Origin of the sequence: Oceanobacter sp. 1_MG-2023, assembly GCF_030689025.1 — a bacterium.
Lineage (GTDB): Bacteria > Pseudomonadota > Gammaproteobacteria > Pseudomonadales > Oceanobacteraceae > Oceanobacter.
In genome coordinates, this window is record NZ_JAUYWA010000009.1 from 30118 (window position 1) to 49944 (window position 19827).

Annotated in this window: 15 protein-coding genes; 10 read left to right on the forward strand and 5 right to left on the reverse strand. The window is 55.1% G+C overall.

Going from position 1 to position 19827, the window contains the following annotated elements; genetic code table 11:
- Positions 1-73: 73 nt before the first annotated feature.
- A complete protein-coding gene (locus Q8W22_RS07880; RefSeq protein ID WP_303433197.1) occupies positions 74-853 on the reverse strand; it encodes an ABC transporter ATP-binding protein in 780 nt (259 codons plus the stop codon).
- A gap of 645 nt (positions 854-1498) precedes the next feature.
- On the opposite strand from Q8W22_RS07880, the gene Q8W22_RS07885 reads away from it, so the two are divergent.
- The 4 genes from Q8W22_RS07885 to Q8W22_RS07900 all read left to right on the forward strand — a co-directional run bounded on the left by Q8W22_RS07885 (position 1499) and on the right by Q8W22_RS07900 (position 7241).
- Positions 1499-2833 carry an MFS transporter gene (locus Q8W22_RS07885; RefSeq protein WP_305452009.1) on the forward strand — a complete coding sequence of 445 codons (1335 nt, stop codon included), beginning with the start codon at positions 1499-1501 and terminating at the stop codon, positions 2831-2833.
- Positions 2834-3109: 276 nt separating this feature from the next.
- Entirely contained in the window at positions 3110-5380 is a 2271-nt protein-coding gene (ggpS, locus tag Q8W22_RS07890) for a glucosylglycerol-phosphate synthase (RefSeq protein WP_303433194.1), read from the forward strand.
- 238 nt (positions 5381-5618) lie between these two features.
- A complete protein-coding gene (locus Q8W22_RS07895) occupies positions 5619-6296 on the forward strand; it encodes a fatty acid desaturase CarF family protein (protein WP_303433192.1) in 678 nt (225 codons plus the stop codon).
- A gap of 33 nt (positions 6297-6329) precedes the next feature.
- Positions 6330-7241: a lysophospholipid acyltransferase family protein gene (locus Q8W22_RS07900; protein WP_305452010.1), complete on the forward strand. Its 912-nt coding sequence runs from the start codon at positions 6330-6332 to the stop codon at positions 7239-7241.
- Between the two features lie 44 nt (positions 7242-7285).
- Here the strand turns inward: Q8W22_RS07900 and orn are convergent, their stop codons facing one another.
- The 4 genes from orn to Q8W22_RS07920 form a co-directional block, all read right to left on the reverse strand.
- The gene (gene orn, locus Q8W22_RS07905; protein WP_303433189.1) at positions 7286-7834 is read right to left on the reverse strand and encodes an oligoribonuclease; all 549 of its coding nucleotides are present in this window, start codon (positions 7832-7834) and stop codon (positions 7286-7288) included.
- Positions 7835-7893: 59 nt separating this feature from the next.
- On the reverse strand, positions 7894-9093 hold the full coding sequence (locus tag Q8W22_RS07910; protein WP_305452011.1) for a leucine-rich repeat-containing protein kinase family protein: 1200 nt from the start codon (positions 9091-9093) through the stop codon (positions 7894-7896).
- Between the two features lie 160 nt (positions 9094-9253).
- Positions 9254-10189, reverse strand: coding sequence for a response regulator transcription factor (locus Q8W22_RS07915; protein ID WP_303433187.1), 936 nt, complete (start codon positions 10187-10189; stop codon positions 9254-9256).
- The gene (locus Q8W22_RS07920; RefSeq protein WP_305452013.1) at positions 10176-13568 is read right to left on the reverse strand and encodes an ATP-binding protein; all 3393 of its coding nucleotides are present in this window, start codon (positions 13566-13568) and stop codon (positions 10176-10178) included. Before Q8W22_RS07920 ends, Q8W22_RS07915 begins: the two co-directional genes overlap by 14 nt.
- Positions 13569-13761: 193 nt before the next feature.
- On the opposite strand from Q8W22_RS07920, the gene urtA reads away from it, so the two are divergent.
- The 6 genes from urtA to Q8W22_RS07950 all read left to right on the forward strand — a co-directional run bounded on the left by urtA (position 13762) and on the right by Q8W22_RS07950 (position 19816).
- Positions 13762-15021: an urea ABC transporter substrate-binding protein gene (gene urtA / locus Q8W22_RS07925; RefSeq protein WP_303433185.1), complete on the forward strand. Its 1260-nt coding sequence runs from the start codon at positions 13762-13764 to the stop codon at positions 15019-15021.
- A gap of 117 nt (positions 15022-15138) precedes the next feature.
- Positions 15139-16068 carry an urea ABC transporter permease subunit UrtB gene (gene urtB, locus Q8W22_RS07930; RefSeq protein WP_303433184.1) on the forward strand — a complete coding sequence of 310 codons (930 nt, stop codon included), beginning with the start codon at positions 15139-15141 and terminating at the stop codon, positions 16066-16068.
- An 11-nt stretch (positions 16069-16079) separates the two neighbouring features.
- On the forward strand, positions 16080-17270 hold the full coding sequence (gene urtC / locus Q8W22_RS07935; protein ID WP_303433182.1) for an urea ABC transporter permease subunit UrtC: 1191 nt from the start codon (positions 16080-16082) through the stop codon (positions 17268-17270).
- Positions 17257-18021, forward strand: coding sequence for an urea ABC transporter ATP-binding protein UrtD (gene urtD / locus Q8W22_RS07940; protein ID WP_303433181.1), 765 nt, complete (start codon positions 17257-17259; stop codon positions 18019-18021). The genes urtC and urtD overlap by 14 nt, the downstream gene beginning before the upstream one ends.
- A 30-nt stretch (positions 18022-18051) precedes the next feature.
- Positions 18052-18741, forward strand: coding sequence for an urea ABC transporter ATP-binding subunit UrtE (gene urtE / locus Q8W22_RS07945; protein WP_303433179.1), 690 nt, complete (start codon positions 18052-18054; stop codon positions 18739-18741).
- A gap of 28 nt (positions 18742-18769) precedes the next feature.
- Positions 18770-19816, forward strand: a complete 1047-nt coding sequence (locus Q8W22_RS07950; protein WP_305414720.1) for an aliphatic amidase — start codon at positions 18770-18772, stop codon at positions 19814-19816.
- Positions 19817-19827 lie beyond the last annotated feature (11 nt).

Here is a 19827-nt window from a genome sequence, read left to right on the forward strand (position 1 = left end):
TTAGCCGCCGAGACCTATCGTTGGGCCCCATGGCAGCCATCGCAACACCAGCCATCGCAAAACACCAGAGCCATCATCCGCCCTGGTGACTGGCCATAAAATCTTTGACGCGCGGGGATTTCGGATTATCAAACACCTGTTCGGGTGTGCCGATTTCTTCCACTTGCCCTTGATGCAAAAACACCACCTGGCTGGACACCTCACGGGCAAACCGCATCTCATGGGTGACAATCAGCATGGTACGGCCTTCGTCGGCCAGCTCGCGCATCACCGCCAGCACTTCATTGACCAGTTCCGGGTCCAGTGCCGATGTCGGTTCATCAAACAACAGTACCTTGGGCTCCATCGCCAGGGTTCTGGCAATAGCCACCCGTTGCTGCTGGCCACCGGACAAATGTGCGGGATAAGCACCTTCCTTATCAGCCAGCCCCACTTTTGCTAACAATTTCCGTGCCCGTTCCATGGCTTCAGCCTTGGGAACACCCAGAACATGTATCGGAGCTTCAATCAGGTTTTGCAAAATGGTCATATGCGGCCAGAGATTAAACTGCTGGAACACAAACCCGAGACAGGAGCGCAGCCTTTCGAGTTGCTTGCTGCTGGCGGCTTCCAGCTCGCCATGTTTGCCCGGCTTCAGCATCAGTTGTTCATTACCGATAACAATTTCGCCCTGACTGGGTTTTTCCAGCAAATTAATGCACCGCAGCAAGGTGCTCTTGCCCGAGCCACTGGAACCCAGGATAGAAATCACATCGCCCTTGGCAGCCTTTAACGTGACCCCTTTTAATACGTTCAGGTCGCCGTAGGATTTGTGAATATCGATCAGTTCCAACGCCAGATTCGAAGTACTCATTCCAGACTTCATCCTCGTAAAATGGTCAGTGCCGCGACCGACACTCTTGTTATCCTTCCATTTTCAATGGCTTGCGAATGGATGACAACCACAAATGAAACGATCGTTTAAGTAAAATGCCCATGTGGCCATTGCCGGATTATATTCACCGACAAGAATCAGACCCGGCAGCCATACTGACGCCACCAGATAGACGCTGATAACAACATGCAAAGCCCACTCTCCGATCAAGTACTCAAAGGCTACCGATCAATACGGATAACCCGTCCGATATCTCTCAAAAAAACCGACTCTGGCGCCTCGCATTGTGGACAATACTGGCAATATGCCCTGTTTTAGGGCCATTCTAGGTCTTGTTTTCATTTCAGATGGCGGCACATATCCAACGCAACGACCATATTCTCAGTCAATCAGCTCCTTACCTGGGCAAGGGCAATCAATCCGATCCCTGGTGTACACGGGTACATTGCCATAACGAAGGTGGTGTCGGCCAATGGTCAATTCCCTGTGATGCAACCGCTAGATTCCCTGGTCGTTGCACGGTCCAATCTGGCAGGCGACAAGTCAGCAAGACAGCCAGGTTTGTTTTCCCTGTTGTTAATCGTCAGCCATGAACGACACCTACATGAAAGGAACAACATTATTATGCTGCCGCTGATTATTCCTATTGGTTCACTGCTCCTTGGGGTATCCCTGCTGCTGTTCGGCAGTGGTCTGCTGAACACCTTGCTGGCCTTGCGGGGTGGCCTCGAGGGCTACAGTGACAGCCTGATCGGTTATATCAGTTCGGGCTATTTTGCCGGTTTTTTTGTCGGGTTTTATATTGGCCTGCCCATTCTGCGCCGCATTGGTCATATTCGGGCGTTTGCGCTCTGTGCTGCCATTGCCGCTGCGGTTGTGTTGTTGCACAGCTTGCTGGTAAATCCGATCGCCTGGATTTTGCTACGAGTCGTCACCGGGGCAGTACTGGTGATTCTGTACACCATTATTGAAAGCTGGCTCAACAACCAGACACCACAACAGCAGCGTGGTCAGGTGTTTGCGATTTATATGGCCGTTAACCTGGTCTCCTTGGCGCTGGCGCAGCAACTCTTGCAGCTCGACAGCCCGGCCAACTTTACCCTCTTCGCGCTGGCGGCCATCTTGGTGTGTATCAGTCTGGTGCCGATTACCTGGACGCGTCTGGCCCAGCCATCGGTGTCGGAAGTGAAACGTTTTTCACCCCAAAGGCTGGTCAAGCTGGCACCGGTCGCTGTCGTTGGCGGCGTCTTTTCCGGTCTTGCGATGGGGGCTTTCTGGGGACTGATGCCGGTCTTTGGCCAGCGCATCGGCTTCGACAGCAGCCAGGTGGCCATGCTGATGTCGGCAACTATTATTGGTGGTGCTATCTTCCAGTACCCGCTGGGGCGCTATTCGGATCACCACGATCGCCGCCAGGTGCTGGCAATCACGGCTTCCGCCGGTGTGGTAGCAGCCTTGCTGCTGTTTCTGCTACCGGCCTCCTATTGGTTGGTACTGTCGCTAATGGCTCTCTGGGGAGGTGCTGCATTTGCGGTGTATCCGGTATCCGTTGCGCATCTGGTCGACCATCTGGAACCTGGTGATATCCTGCCTGCCGGCAGTGCCTTGCTGCTGATTCATGGCATGGGTGCCGCAGCTGGCCCCGCTGTTGCAGGGACTCTGATGGAATATTACAGCCCGCTGGCACTGCTGCTGTTTTTTGTATTGGCTCATATGATGATTGCTGCTTATGCCTTTTACTCGCTGAAACGGCCACAAACCAAGGCCGATGACATTGAATCCGCCGCGCCGTTTGTACCCATGGTACGGACAACGCCTACTGCGCTGGAAATGCTGCCGGAAGATGACATCGACGACAGCGAGCCGACAGCGGATACATCCGCAGTGGATAATACAGAGGAACCGGGCAGTTCCACGAAGCCAGATGAACCACCGTTAACCCAGCCTCCAACCTCGTGAGCAGGGCGGAGGCCACAGAACAACGAACCTTATCCGACAAAACGTAACAAAAGAAACATACAACAGAGATACACAAACGCATTCAGGAACACCGTCACTCGGCCAGTTATTACAGCAAGCGCAGTTTGACCGGTTGTTCCACATGGCCCGAGCCAAGGCTCAGGCATCATGGCTGCAGAAGCCAATTAACCCGATGTCCAAGACGACATCACGACCAGTCAACCAGGGCCGCCCATCGTTCAAGATGAACCCAGCCCCGGAAGGAGAATACGCACGATGTTACTTGCCACAGACCTTGATGGTACTTTTTTGTCCGGCAACCCGGACGATCGCCAACAGCTTTATCACCTGATCAATCACCACCCCGATATCCGCCTGGCTTTTGTCACCGGCCGCGGCATCGAAATGGTTCTGCCACTGCTATCTGATCCGTCCATTCCCCAACCGGATTACATTATCTGTGATGTGGGTGCCACCATAGTGGATGGAGAAACCCTGCAACCCATTACTCATATCCAGGGAGAAGTGGAACAAAACTGGCCCGGGGAGCTGGCAGTACTGAATGCACTGGAACCCTTTACCGAGCTGCAACGTCAGGATGTCCCCCAGGAGCGTCGTTGTTCCTTCTATTGCGAGCAAGACACCCTGTCTGACGAATTAAAAGCCGCGGTCAGTCAGCTGGGCTGCGACCTGATGTATTCTTCCGACCAGTATCTGGATATTTTGCCTCGTGGAGTCAACAAGGGCACCACCCTCGACAGCCTGATCGAATGGCTGGAGCTGAGCCAGGATCAAGTGCTGATTGCTGGCGACAGCTTTAATGATCTGGAAATGATTGAGCTCGACTACCCGTCTGTCTGTGTTGGCGGCTCCGAAAGCCGTCTGCTGGAAGCCACCGAGCGCAGCACCATGGTCTACCACGCAGAAAAAGCCGGTTGTGGCGGCATTATTGAAGCCTTCAATCATTTTGGCTTTTTGGGTATGGCCGGTGTCGAAGCAGAATCCCGCGAAGAACAACAAACCGGCAAGTCCGACCTGGTGGTTGTTTACCACCGCCTGCCGTTTGAAGAAAAAGTAGAAGACGGTGTGATGGTCGAACGGCCGCCATCCTCCCCCAACGGTATTATCCCGACGCTGCTGAGCTTTTTTGGTGACGGCAAACCCGGCTCCTGGGTTGCCTGGTCGACGGTGGACCCCGAGACTCCGGGCTACAAAACCCGCAGCCCGGTTGATGCTGTCAAATACCCCAAACTGATGACGGCCCGTGTTGCCCTGACGCCTCATGAAGTGGATATCTTCTACAAGAAGTTCTCCAAGGAAGCCTTCTGGCCAACACTGCATACCTTCTGGGAGCGCGCCACCTTTCTTGAAGAAGACTGGCTGGTGTACCTGGAAGTCAATCGCCTGTTTGCGGAACGAGCCGCCGCCGAAGCCGCCGAAAACGCCGTTGTCTGGATCCACGACTACAACCTCTGGATGGTGCCAGCTTTCCTGCGCGAACTGCGTCCCGACGTCACCATTGCCTTTTTCCACCACACCTACTTCCCGTCTGCCGACGTCTTCAACGTAGTGCCATGGCGTCGTGAGATTATCGGCAGCCTGCTGCAGTGCGATTTTATCGGCTTCCATATTCCACGCCAGTCAGAAAACTTCGTCGATGTTGCCCGTGGGGTTACGCCGATCAAGGTGCTGGAAAAACAGAACTGTGCACCGCGCTTCATGACCTACGGCTGTGCCGTCGGTCTGGAAGAAATGACCTCCGTTATCAAGGTTCATGGCCGCATCATTCATCTGGGTGCGCATCCGGTAGGGCTGGATCTTGGCCGTATTACCCATGCGCTCGACAAGCCGGAAATCCAGACACAAATCCGCCAGCTCAAACAGGAGCTGGAAGGCACCCGGGTCTTGCTGTCTGTCGAACGCCTTGACTACACCAAGGGGATTCTGGAAAAACTGCTCGCTTTCGAACGCTTGCTGGATGAACACCCAGAGCTGATTGGCAACGTCACCCTGGTCACTATCTGTGTTCCTGCCGCTGCCGAGATGACCGTTTACGCCGAACTGCAGGTGGATATCGAACAGGCCGTCGGACGCATCAACGGCCGCTTTGCCCAAATCGGCTGGACACCCTTGCAGTTTTTCTTCCGCAAAGTGCCGTTTGAACAACTGGTTGCCTACTACGCCATGGCCGATGTGATGTGGATTACCCCTCTGCGCGATGGCCTGAATCTGGTAGCCAAGGAATACGTTGCCACCCAAGGAATGGTCGACGGAGCCGGAGTGCTGGTATTGTCGGAATTTGCCGGTGCCGCTGCCGAACTGCGTGGAGCGCTACTTACCAACCCTCACTCACCCCACGAACTGGCCGACAGCGCCTGGCAAGGGCTGGTGATGGATGAAGCCGAAGCACGCTCTCGTATACGGGATGCGTTTGACGCCGTGCAACACCATGATATCGAACGCTGGGGGCACGACTTCCTCGACGCTGTAGAAGGCGCACGACTGGCCAACCTTGAGCAAGTCAGCGAGGACAATCAGCCCGCCTGATCGCAATACCACCACACAGACCAACGTCACCTTCGTTTCGACCGGCAGGTCAAGTAACCTGGCCTGCCGGTTTGTAATATGCCAATCCGCTCGATACTATAGAGCGCTTATTGACCAGCCCATATGGAAAGTCCTGACCTTGCCTGGATCCCGGATCTCCCCAAAGATAAAGCCCTCTGCCGCCAATAACGGGGTTACAGGTAACAAGTTATTGCACTACGGTGCGGTGAGCTTGTGCATGACCCTGTATTTCTGTTTGCTGGTCGGTATTGCGACGTCTGGCGAGATAACTCTCTGGGCTGTCCCGGTCATTTTTCTGGCGATTTATCTTGCCGACCTGTTGTCTGGCGTCGCCCATTTTATTCTCGATTATCGGCGCACTACGCCAAACTCTGGCCTCAAGGAACTGTACTTTTATCAAGGTAGTAAAGGCTCGGAGGAATATCTCAAACAACGCACTGCGGTGATGAAAAAGATTTCACCACTGGAAACCATTGTCTTTGATTTCAAGGTTCACCACCTTAGCCCTGGCGCACTGGGCCGCCGCAGTTTCCTGCGGCTGATCATGCCCGCGATGTATTTTGTCACCCTGCCAGCCACCGTGTCGTTACTGTTGCTGCACACCCTCGACTGGATCGGCTCCCTGACGGCCTTGTTTGGCTGGACGTTGATCGGTGCCCTGATGCTGACCCAATACGCACACAGTTGTGCCCATCGGCCCAAACTTTCCCTGCTGGTGCGAGTCCTGCAAAAAACCAGACTGTTTATGACAAAAGAGCAGCATCAATCCCACCATCTCGACCTTGGCGTCGACTTCTGTATTCTGAACGGTTGGGCCAATCCGGTTGTTAATCGCATTTTCCGCTTTTGCCGCAAACACGGCTGGGTGTTCGAAGATGGGCTGGAGCCGATTTAAGCCGTTGCCTGGCCACACCACCGAGTACACCTTATGACCACTTATCTTCAGCGTTATCTGCTGCGCCCGCTACTCTGGTTATTGGCTTCAGTGCTGGTGGGTTTGATCCGGATAATGGGCCGGGCCAGAATACAGAAAATCAGCCGCTACGCCGCCACCGGCCCCATCATTGCCCGACTGACACGCCTGCTGTTGGCCAAAAAAAACCATTACCTCGACAACAACCTGCAACGCCTGTTGCCTGATGCCAGCGTCGCCCAGCGCCAGCATATCCGTCACCGCTATTACGCCAATATGCTGCTCACCGCCACCGAATCCCTCACCATGGATGGCAACGAACGGCAACGAACACAGATAGAAGGGCTGCAACACGTACAGCGCGCCAAAGACCAGGGACAAGGAATATTATGGGTCAGCGGCCATATCAATAACTGGGAAATGAACCGCCGGATTATCGAGCAACTGGGATTTCCAGCTTGGGAGTTGTACCGCGACTTTGCCGATACCCGTTTTGATTACCTGGGTTTTAACCGGCGTTTTCGGGTCGGCCCCAGAATGATTTCGACCAACCGTACCGGTGAACTGATCCAACATCTGAAAAACGGTGACAACGCCCATATTCTGATCGACATCAAGGTCAAGAAAGGCCGTAACGGCCAACGAATCGACTTTGCCGGACAGCCCGCCTGGACCTCAACCTTTGCCGCTGAAATGGCTTTGCGTCATCACATGGCACTGATTCCGACCTACACCCTAAGAACCAACGATGGCCAGTACCGCCAGGTATTTGAGCCATCACTGACCCCGACACAGGCCGTCGCTGACGACCAGCTGCCGGCACAAGCCCGCCAAATCACCGAACGCATCAACCAGTCCCTGGCCAACCAGCTCAAGCAGGACCCGGCCAGCTGGCTGTTATGGGATACCAACCGCTGGGGGCCATAGTCTCTGCTCTGACTGGCTCGGACACCTGACCTTGTGATGCGCCCTTATTCCGGCAAACGGAGAAAATGCTCGCGATAATGCGCCAGCTCCGCAATGGACTCACGAATATCATCCAGCGCCTGATGACTGCCCGCCTTGTCGAACGAAGACACCACCGACGGCGACCAGCGCTTGGCCAACTCTTTCAGCGTACTGACATCCAGGTTGCGGTAATGGAAAAACGCTTCCAGCTCCGGCATGTATTTGACCAGAAAACGACGGTCCTGATGGATACTGTTGCCACACAAGGGCGAGGTTCCGGCTTTGACATGCTGTTTGAGAAACGCCAGCGTCCGCTGCTCGGCCTCGCGACAACTGATCGGACTGTTGGTGACTCGCTCCACCAGCCCTGAATTGCCATGGGTACGCGTATTCCACTCATCCATGGCATCCAGCAGAATCGCAGGTTGATGAATCGCCATCACCGGACCTTCGGCAATCAGATTCAGCTGACCATCGGTCACAATCGTCGCGATTTCAATAATCACATCCTGCTCTGGCTCCAGACCGGTCATTTCCAGATCCATCCACACCAAATTGTCTTGCTGACTCATGTTGTTTTTCCTGTGTTCATCCAATGACCGGAGTCTAGCAGGTTGTTGAAAAGCGGTGTTTATGGAATCAGGCCGTGCAGGTCATCAATAAAATGATCCAGGGCGCGGCGTTCAATGGTGCGAATGCCTTGTTTCTGCTGCGCTGACAAATACTCGTACCGGGAAGCCGCACCAAAATCCCCAAACAGGATATTACCCTCGGCATCAATCAGGGTGTTATGGGCATACAAATCACCATGACACACTTCAGCCTGTTCCAGATGCGACACAATACTGCGCATTTGCTTAACCATATGCTCGACTTGCCGGGAAGAAAAACGCTGCCCCTGGGTAAAGGTATCCCGGGTACAACTGTGTAAACTGGGTGGCTGGCCAAGATTCTGGTAATGGGCAGGAATCAGTTCCATCACCAATGCGCTCATATTGTTTGCGTTGATACGGGCCATCGCCGTGACAAGATTTTTATGGGCGGGCACCGACAAACAGGCATCCAGTTCATCCTCAGGGTAGCCATCACTGGTCACATCGCCGTGAAAAACCTTTACCGCAACCCACTGCTCTGACTGCAATATCTCTTGTTGCTCCAGCGATTGCCAATAAGCCCGGGAAATAATTCCGGAAGCACCTCGTCCCAAGGTCTCGGTCAAGGCCAGCGCTTCAGCGTCCACCAACGGGAAATCGGCATGTGTTTGCCTTGGCGCACAAAAAGGATTACCGGCAAAAGCGAACCAGGCGAGCTTGGGTAACGTTAAGGTAACCGCCGGAAATTCTGCCAGTTGGTTGGCAGAGATACGCAACAAGCCCAACTGGGTTAACTGTTGGAAGCTGTCTGGCAAAAATCCGATTCGGTTACCCGCCAAAGCCAGCTTTTCCAGCTTGCCTAACGACCCGATCGATTCTGGCAGACGTACGATGTCATTATCCGTCAGAATCAACCACCGCAGAGTTCGTGGTAAACAGGTCTCGGAGAGGTGATGGATCTGATTGTGTTTGAAACCAACAATTTCCAGCGCGCTACAGCCACCAATACCCTCAGGAAAATGCTGGAAATTATTATTCGAGGCAAACAATATTTTCAGATGGCGCAGGCGCGACAAGTCATCGGGCAAAGCGGTCAGCTGATTATCAGAAAGGTCCAGCACTTCCAGACTGTCGGCCAGGGTAAAAATTTCTTCCGGAAAGGTCTCCAGCGCTTGTGTCAGCTTCAGATGACGACAGCCTTTCAACTCACCATTACGTAACTGTTCAAGGGTTTGCACACCAGCTTCCTTTAATGACTGTTGCTGCTCACTCTATCCATTTGATTTACAAGAGCAAGTTTATACGTTGTCGCTCAGGGAACCATTCGTACACAGTCACCGGGAAACAGGATTCTCAGCCCTCGATCCCTCTGGTGGTTTGCCCAAATGCCACAGGAACTCACAACCGGCTCAGATACCCCAGGCTGAGCGCAGCAGCCGAAGTGCGGTTCTCAACCCCCATTTTACGGAAGACCGTTTCAAGGTGCTTGTTGACCGTGCGCGGGCTCATGGTCAGGATGCGGCCGATTTCCTGGTTGGTTTTACCGCGCGACAACCACAGCAAGACTTCGGCCTCGCGTACCGTTAATTGAAAATGGTCACGCAGCGTCTGGCGCAGCGAGATTTCATCATCATCCACCAGTCGCAATAAATATTCGCCCGGTGCTGGTAAACCCAGAAATTTCACCAGAAACTGCCCTGCATTCTGCTCTACCCGGACTTGCTGAAAACGTTCCGGAGCACTGGCAAACCAGCTCGCCAACGCGGCACTGGTCGCCTCCTGAAACGCCTGTTCGGACAAACCGGATTTGGCCAAGACTTCGATGGTGCGGCTGGAACACCACAACAGCTGGCCGTGCACGTTACAGGCAAAGGTTGGCTGGCCAATTTCATTCAGCGAACCGATTGCCCGGCGCGTCTTGCGGGCATTGCTGATATGAACCTGCACCCGGGCCAGCAATACATCCAGATTCACAGGTTTGGTGACATAATCCACGCCGCCGGATTCCAACCCTCGGACCACATCCATGCTATCGCTTAACCCGGTCATAAAGATCACGGGAATACCTTCGAGATCAGGATCTTTTTTTAACGCCTCACAGGCTTCAAAGCCGTCCATGTTCGGCATCATGGCATCCATTAGAATCAGGTCGGGCATCATTCTTTCGGCCACGGCGAGGGCTTGCAAACCATCCATGGCCACCAACACCGTATACCCGGCCTGCACGAGCATTTCATTCAGCATGCCCAGTGAACCAATGGTGTCATCAGCAATCAGTACCACTCCCTGGGTACTGCTTCCCGATGCCGTGACGCTGACGCTATGTTTCATCATTGATCACCTTCTTGGTCAGTGTGATTAGCTCATCGAACCGGAAGGCCGAGAGGCAGTGTCGTACTCGTCGCAGCATGGTCGCAGCAGCGCCCCGCTGCTCCATCTGCTCAAGCACGGCTTCCATGCCCACAATGTGCCCCACTTCGGCAGCCGCCAGCATTTCCCTCGCTTCTGATAACGTCATATCGACAGGGTCGGCACCCGACGGCGCACTCAGCTCGGATGCATCGTCGTCGTATTGCCATTGCAACTGCAGCACTCTGGCAACCATGTCCAGCAACTTGCGATCGCGGATCGGCTTGATCAGATAGCCGTTATTGAGTCGCTCCGCCGGATCACTGGCGTCCCCCTGAGCCAATGCCGACTGCCGATCTTCGGCATCGGCGGAGACCATCACCACCGGGCTGCTGACGCCGTCGTTCCGCAGTTGGCGCAGCAATTGCCACCCGGTCATTCCCGGCATGGATATATCCATCAACAGCAAATCCACCGGCGTTTGTTGCAATACTCGGATGCAGGCACCGGCATCTTCTGCTTCCAGCACTTCGAAACCGACCGGAGTCAGGATCTCGCTGATCAGGCCCCGATGGGTAGGGTCATCATCCACCACAAGCAAGGTTTTTTCTGCGCCCTGGTAACCAACAATCTTGCGCTCTGGTGCAATCCCCGGCTCCGGCAGTGCCACACTGGCGAGCATCATCGACAAACGGAACACACTGCCCTGACCAAATTGGCTGTCGACACTGATATCGCCTCCCATGATATCGGCCAGCAAGCGGGAAATGGTCAACCCCAGCCCGGTCCCTGGCGTTTGGGGGACACCGGGCTTGCGAATCCGTTCAAATGGCAGAAAGATCCGCTGCATGTCGTGATTGCTGATGCCGGGGCCGCTGTCCGTCACCATGAATTCGGCCACCTGGCTGCGATAGCTGATACTCAGCGACACCGTCCCGGCCCGTGTAAACTTGACCGCGTTGGAAAGCAGGTTGATCAGGATCTGGCGCAGGTGCTTTTCGTCCGAACGGACAATCTGTGGCAGGTATGGGCACAACTGATAGTCAAAACGGACGCCCTTGTCTTCGGCTTGCAGCCGGAACATATCGACCAGCTCATCCAGTAACCGGTGCAGGTCAAACTCATCGCGGTGAATTTCCAGACGTCCTGCTTCGATACGGGAAATATCCAGCAATCCTTCGATCAAATCCGCCAGGTGGTCACCACTGCGATGAATCAGCTTCACCTTGTCCCGTTGCCGCCCGGAAAGCGTTTCGTCCTTTTCCAGCAGCTGGGCATAACCGATGATGGAATTCAGCGGGCTGCGCAACTCATGGCTGATGCCCCCGAGATAGCGGCTCTTGGCGCGATTGGCAGCCTCGGCCAGCTCCGTCGATTCCTGCAGGGCCCGGTCGGTGGCTTCGTGGGCAATAATTTCTTGTTGCAACAGCTCGGTTTGCCGCTGGGATTCGTTCAGCGCAAACAAACGGCTTTCGTTGGCCAGCACAAACAGCCAGATCAACACGCCGATGATGATCAGTAACAGCAGATAAACCTGCGCCAGCGTCCCCGCCAGCAGTGAATGCCCTTCGGCATAGGAGGGAATCTGCGCATACACCAGCCAGAACAGCCCCCCTACGATCGATCCGATAATCGCCATCAACCCGGAAAACTGCAGCAGCCTCGGGTTCATTCGTTCCACCATCCAAACGGGCAAGACCATTTCCAACAGTTGCTGAATCTGGTCGCTCAGTCGTGCGTTGTCTTTGCAAAGGTCGTGGCAACGGGATTCCAGCGTGCAGCACAAGGAGCAGATAGCGCCCTTGTACAACGGGCAGCTGGCAATGTCTTCGGCGTCAAAACGGTTATTACACACCACACACTCACAGACCGCGGAATCCTGGACAATGACATCCCTGGCCAGGTAATAACGTCCGCGTGTCAGTATCGCAATCAGAGGAGACACCAGCAGCGCGGTCGTTAACGCAACATAGGGTGATAACGCTTGAGCGACCGGGCCCAATACCCCCATAAAACTGATCACGCCAATGACCGAGGCCAGCACCATGGCTCCGAAACCCACCGGGTTGATGTCGTACAGATAGGCCCGTTTGAATTCGATATGTTTGGGGCTTAGTCCGAGTGGTTTATTGATCACCAGATCGGCGACCAGCGCCCCGACCCAGGCCACCGCAACGTTGGCATAAATACCCAGAATCCGCTCCAGCGATTCATATACCCCCAGCATCATCAGCAGCAGCGCGATCACGACGTTAAACACCAGCCACACCACCCGCCCCGGGTGACTGTGAGTCAGGCGGGAAAAGAAATTCGACCAGGCAATCGATCCGGCATAGGCATTGGTGACGTTGATCTTGACCTGACACAGCACCACAAACAGCCCGGTCATGGCCAGAATCGCCATGGGTGAATCCGTCAGATAACCAAAGGCAATATAATAAATGCGAGTCGGGTCAGACGCCTCGGCAATCGACATGCCTGAACTCACCGCCAGTACCGCGAGGAATGACCCGGCCAGAATTTTCAACATGCCCACCACAATCCAGCCTGGGCCGCCCCCGATCAGTGCCAGCCACCAGCGCAAACGGTTTTTGGGCTGCGGCTCCGGCAGGAAGCGCAAAAAATCAACCTGCTCACCAATTTGCGCAATCAAGGCAAATACCACCGCCGATGCAGCGCCAAAATACATCAGGTCAAAATGCCCATCAGCTCCCTCGACGCCCTGAACCTGCGACATTTCTCCCTGGTAATTCACCCATTCCAGCGCCACCGACCACTCTTGCCAGAGAATGAACACAAACGGCAGCACCTGCAGCACAATCCACAACGGTTGCGTCCACAGCTGAAACCGGCTGATAACGGTAATCCCGTGGGTTACCAGCGGAATCACCAACAAGGAGCTGAACAGATACCCCGCCCACAGCGGCATACCAAACAGGATATCCATCGCAGAGGCCATGATGGCGGCTTCGATGGCAAAAAAGATAAAGGTAAACGAGGCATAAATCAGCGAGGTGACGGTCGAGCCGATATAACCGAACCCGGCGCCACGGCTGAGCAAATCGATATCCACCCCATAGCGGGCGGCGTAATAGCTGATCGGAATCGAGGTCAGAAAAATAATCGCCGACACCACCATGATGGCAGCAACAGCGGAATCAAAACCGTACATCAGCGTCACGGTGGCCCCAATGGCCTCCATCGCCAGAAATGAAATGGCGCCCAGTGCGGTATTGGAAACCCGGGCCGCTGACCAGCGGCGGGCATCTTTGGCGGTAAAACGTAAGGCAAAGTCTTCCAGTGTCTGGTTTGCGACCCAGCGGTTGTAACTGCGACGACTGGCATACGGCGACGGTTGCGACATGTCTGGTTTATATCCACGGCGATCGTATCGCCTTCCCGAATGAATCAAGACCATAACGACAAGCCTGGCTTGCGGGTATGCGTCAATGTACGTACATCGATGTCACAAGACGCGAATATCCATTCCCCGGCCGATGATGGATGCTGAATAACGTTCCTTACGCCAACAGCAGACCCCATGAAGAGGCCCAATTATGATTTCAAAATCAAGGAATTACGACTCAACCAGAGGTACACGCCGTACCCTGCTACGTCGCATGCTGGCCATTCCGGCCGCCCTGGCGCTGGCACACGTCAGCCTGCCAGCACTGGCTGACAGCGCCAACTCAACCGGCCTTGCCGTGACCGACAGCACCGTCACTGTCGGTATCCTGCACTCCATTACCGGCACCATGGCCATCAGTGAAACCGGTTCGGTACAGGCTGAAAAACTGGCCATCGACCAGATCAATGCCATGGGTGGCGTATTGGGTCGCCAGATTGTATATACCCAGGAAGACGGTGCCAGCGACTGGCCAACCTTTGCCGAAAAAGCCAAGAAACTGCTGGTCCGCGACAAGGTCGCTGCCGTGTTCGGCTGCTGGACCTCGGCTTCCCGCAAAGCCGTATTGCCCGTGTTTGAGCAATACAACGGCATGCTCTACTACCCGACCTTCTACGAAGGACTGGAGCAATCACCCAACGTAATTTATACCGGTCAGGAAGCCACCCAGCAAATTCTCGAGGGTCTCGACTGGGCGGATGATGCCAAAGACGCGAAAAAATACTTTTTATTGGGGTCTGACTACATCTGGCCACGTACCTCCAACAAGATTGCCCGCAAACACATTGAAAGTGTCCTTGGCGACAAAGTGGTTGGCGAAGAGTATTACCCGCTCGGACACACCCAGTTCAACTCGGTTATCAACAAAATCAAACTGAAAAAACCGGATGTCGTCTTTATCTCGGTGGTTGGTGGCTCCAACGTGGCGTTCTACAAGCAGCTGAAAGCCGCGGGCATCGACATGACCAAAGAGAAGCCGCTGTTCCTGACCATTTCCGTGACCGAAGACGAGATCCTCGGCATTGGTGGCGAGAACATCGATGGCATCTACGCCTCCATGAAGTACTTCCAAAGCCTGCCAAACGCCAACAACGAAGCGTTTGTTAAAGCCTTCAAAGCCAAATACGGCGACGACATTGTGATCGGTGATGTCACCCAGGCCGCTTACCTTGGCCCCTGGTTGTGGAAAGCCGCTGTTGAAAAAGCCGGTTCTTTCGATATCGACAAAGTCCGCGCCGCCTCTCCTGACATCGAGCTGACCACCGCTCCAGAAGGTTATGTCCGCATCCACGACAATCATCACCTCTGGTCCAAAACCCGTATCGGCCACGCCCAGCTGGATGGTCAATACAAGGTGGTTTACGAAAGCTCCGAGCTGATCGAGCCTAACCCGTTCCCTGAAGGTTACTAAGCCAGTGTTACCAGGCAAGTGACTCAGCAAGAACCGCAACAAGCGGCCCGCCAGGGCCGCTTCCCCTTCTGCTTATCTTGCTGCTTGTAGCGCTACAACCCACTGGGAGGAAACACCATGTTTGCCGACTACACCATGACCGAGCTGACCTCGATTTTTGCCATGCAGGGATTTGCCGGTCTCACTCTGTTTTCTGTTTTTGTTCTGATGGCACTGGGGCTGGCGATTATTTTTGGCCAGATGGGCGTCATCAATATGGCCCACGGCGAATTCATGATTCTCGGCGCCTACACCACGTACCTGACGTCCAATGTCTTTTCGTCATACCTGCCGGAATCCCTGTACAGCCTGTATTTTTTTGTCGCCCTGATCCTCGCCTTTCTGGCCGCCGGCGCGCTCGGGGCCTTTATCGAATGGGCCATGATCCGGCACCTCTATAAACGCCCACTCGATACGCTGCTGGCCACCTGGGGCCTGAGCCTGATCATGCAACAACTGTATCGCACCATCTTTGGCCCGCGGGAAGTCGGCGTCACCCTGCCCGACTGGCTGATGGGTTCCATCGCCCTGACCGATATGGTGGAAATTCCCATCAACGGCCTGTTTGTGATGGCCATTACGCTGGTGGTCGCCGTTGGTGTGGGTCTGACAATGCAGAAATCCCGACTCGGCAAACAAACCCGGGCCGTGGTGCAAAACCGGCCGATGGCCTCTGCCGTCGGCATCAACACCGCCCGCGTTGACCGCCTGACCTTTGCGCTCGGCTGTGGGATCGCCGGGATCGCCGGAGCCGCCTTTACCATGATCGGTTCAACCGGCCCGACCTCCGGCCAGCTGTACATCGTCGACACCTTTCTGGTGGTGGTTTTTGGTGGCGCATCCAGTCTGGTGGGCACCATCGCATCGGCTTTCACTATCTCTCAGGCGCAATCGACCATGGAATTTTTCCTCAGTGGCTCGATGGCCAAAGTGCTCACCCTGCTCGTCGTCGTTGGCATTTTGATGCTGCGTCCACAAGGGCTGTTCTCTCTCAAAATACGTAAATAAAGAGGTCGCCCATGAACTTTATTGCCCATTTGTTCGCTCGCTACCAGCTCAGCCATATGCTGATTCTGGCGCTGTTGCTGATCGTGGTTCTACCGTTGAGTATGGATATTTTCCGCCTCAACCTGATCGGCAAATATCTGACCTATGCCTTCGTCGCCATTGGTCTGGTGCTGTGCTGGGGCTACGGCGGCATTCTCAGCCTGGGTCAGGGTGTATTTTTTGGCCTTGGCGGTTACTGCATGGCGATGTTTCTGAAGCTGGAAGCCTCCAGCCCGGAAAACACCGCCATCCAGACAACGCCGGGCATCCCGGACTTTATGGACTGGAACCAGCTCACCGAGCTGCCGTGGTTCTGGGAACCCTTCCACAGCTTCGGCTTTACCTTGCTCGCCATTATTCTGGTACCGGCATTTTTCGCCTTTGTGGTGACGGTTGCCATGTTCAAACGCCGGGTTGGCGGGGTGTATTTTGCCATCATCACCCAGGCGGTGGCCGCCATCCTGACCATCCTGATCATTGGCCAGCAAGGCTACACCGGAGGGGTTAACGGCATCACCGACCTGCGTACCCTGCACGGCTGGGATATTCGTACCGACGAAGCCAAGTACATTCTTTATTTCGTCTGCGTGGCCCTGCTGTTTGTCTGTCTGTTTATTGGCAAATACGTCATCAACAGCAAACTGGGACGCCTGTTAGTCGCCATGCGGGAACGGGAAGACCGGGTGCGTTTCTCTGGCTATGACGTCTCGGCATTCAAGATTTTTATCTTCTGTCTGGCTTCGGTGTTCTCCGCCATTGGTGGTGCCATGTTCACCCTGCAGATCGGTTTTATGTCACCCACCTTTGTTGGCATCGTGCCGTCGATCGAAATGGTGATTTTCTGCGCCGTTGGTGGTCGTCTTTCGCTGCTGGGGGCGGTGTATGGCGCTCTGCTGGTCAACGCCGCCAAAACCAGTTTCTCGGAATCCTTTCCGGAGCTGTGGCTGTTTGCCATGGGGGCCTTGTTTATCGGTGTGGTCATGGCCTTCCCGAATGGCCTCGCCGGTGTCTGGACAACCTATATCGAACCGCGCCTGCCAGCCCGCTTACGCTCTCCCGTACCGCCCAGCACCATTCCCGCCGTCGCGGTGACGACAACGGCCGAAACCTCATCTACTCCTTCTGCCAACCCCACCGTGGAGCACCGTCATGCTGGAAACTAACAAGCACATTGAGCAGAAGGACTTCGTCCTCAGCGTGGAGGGTCTGACGGTCTCGTTCGATGGCTTCAAGGCCGTCAGCGACCTCTCGCTCTACGTCGAGGAGCAGGAAATCCGCGTCATTATCGGCCCCAACGGTGCCGGTAAAACCACCGTACTGGATCTGATTTGTGGCCGCACCAAGGCCACTGAAGGCTCGATCAAGTTCAAGGGCAAGGAGCTGACCCGCATGAACGAGCACCAGATCGTCCATGCCGGTATCGGCCGCAAGTTCCAGACGCCGTCGATTTACGAAGACCTGACGGTGTTTGAAAACCTCGAACTCTCCTACCCCAGAGGCCGCAACGTCTGGGGAGCACTGACCTTCCGGCGCGACCAGCAGGTAATCGACAAGGTTATCGAAATTGCCGAGATGATCTTCCTTGCCGACAAGCTCGATATGTCCGCCGACCTGCTCAGCCACGGCCAGAAACAATGGCTGGAAATCGGCATGTTGCTGATCCAGGACCCCGAGCTGCTGATGCTCGACGAACCGGTGGCGGGCATGTCGGTTTCTGAACGCCAGCAAACCGCGGCACTGCTGCAAAAAATCACCAAGGACCGTTCAGTGCTGGTGATTGAACACGACATGCAGTTTGTTGCCGACATCGCCGACCGCGTCACCGTCCTGCATCAGGGCAAGGTGCTGTCGGAAGGCTCGATGGAGCGGGTTCAGAACGATCCCAAAGTCATTGAAGTGTACCTGGGCCATTGATCGCCAAGCCGGTAAACGAGGAGATAAACAATGCTTGAGCTAACCGATTACAACGTTGCCTACGGTCAAAGTGACGTGATTCGCAATATGAACCTGAGTGTCGGAGACGAAGAAATTGTCGCCGTGCTGGGCCGTAACGGCATGGGCAAAACCACGCTGATGAAATCGCTGATCGGCATGATTCCGAGCAAGTCCGGAACGGTTGCCCTCAACGGAGTCGATCTGGTGCCACTCCAGAGTTACGAACGCGTCGGCGCCGGTGTCGGCTTTGTGCCACAGGGGCGGATGATTTTCTCCACCATGACGGTGAAAGAAAATATTGAAACCGGCCTCACCTCCACCGGCAAGAATGACATTCCCGAAGATCTCTACGTCATGTTCCCGGTACTGAAAGAAATGCAGCACCGTCGTGGCGGCAACCTGTCCGGTGGCCAGCAACAACAGCTTGCCATCGCACGGGCGTTAGCCAGCAATCCCAGCGTGCTGCTGCTGGACGAACCCACCGAAGGCATCCAGCCCAGCATCATCAAGGAAATGGCGCGCACCCTGCGCACGATCCGCGACCAGCGCAAATTGTCGATCATCGTTTCTGAGCAGGTGCTCAGTTTCGCCCTGGACGTCGCCGATCGCATCCTGGTGATCGAGAAAGGCAACATCGTCCTCGACGTGCCTGTCGAGGAGGCCGATCAGGCCACCATCACCCGCTACCTGTCCGTCTAAACCGAATCTGAGCCAAAGGAGAACAACCATGCGTCATGGTGATATTTCAAGCAGCAACGATACCGTCGGCGTCGCCGTGGTGAACTACAAGATGCCCCGCCTGCACACCAGGGCCGATGTGCTCGACAACGCGGCCAGCATTGCCGAGATGATCCAGGGCATCAAAAAAGGTCTGCCAGGGATGGATCTGATTGTATTTCCGGAATACAGCACCATGGGCATCATGTACGACCACGACGAAATGATGGCCACCGCAACCACCATTCCAGGGCCGGAAACCGATATGTTTGCCGCTGCCTGTCGTGCGGCCAACACCTGGGGGGTGTTTTCTCTCACTGGCGAGCAGCACGAAGAACACCCCAACAAGGCGCCCTACAACACCCTGGTGCTGATCAACAATCTCGGTGACATCGTCCAGAAATACCGCAAATGCCTGCCCTGGTGCCCGATCGAAGGCTGGTATCCCGGCGATCGTACCTACGTCAGTGATGGCCCCAAAGGCATGAAGCTGAGCCTGATCATTTGTGACGACGGCAACTACCCGGAAATCTGGCGTGACTGCGCCATGAAAGGCGCCGAGCTGATTGTGCGCTGCCAGGGCTATATGTACCCGGCCAAAGAGCAGCAGGTGATGATGTCCAAGTCCATGGCCTGGGCCAACAACTGCTACGTCGCCGTGGCCAACGCCGCCGGTTTCGACGGGGTTTATTCCTACTTTGGCCACTCCGCCATTATTGGTTTTGATGGCCGCACCCTTGGTGAATGTGGCGAAGAAGACATGGGCATCCAATACGCCCAGTTATCGCTGTCACAAATCCGCGATGCCCGCAAAAACGATCAGTCCCAGAATCATCTGTTCAAGCTGCTGCACCGGGGTTACACCGGCATGCACGCCTCCGGTGATGGTGACCGTGGCGTTGCCGATTGCCCGTTCGAGTTTTACCGCACCTGGGTCACCGATGCCGAGAAGGCCCGCGACGACGTCGAGGCCATGACGCGCAGCACCATCGGTACGGAAGAATGCCCGGTAGGTGGTATTCCGACACCGGAAAAAACCATGGAATCCGGTTCCTGAGGCGCGATAAC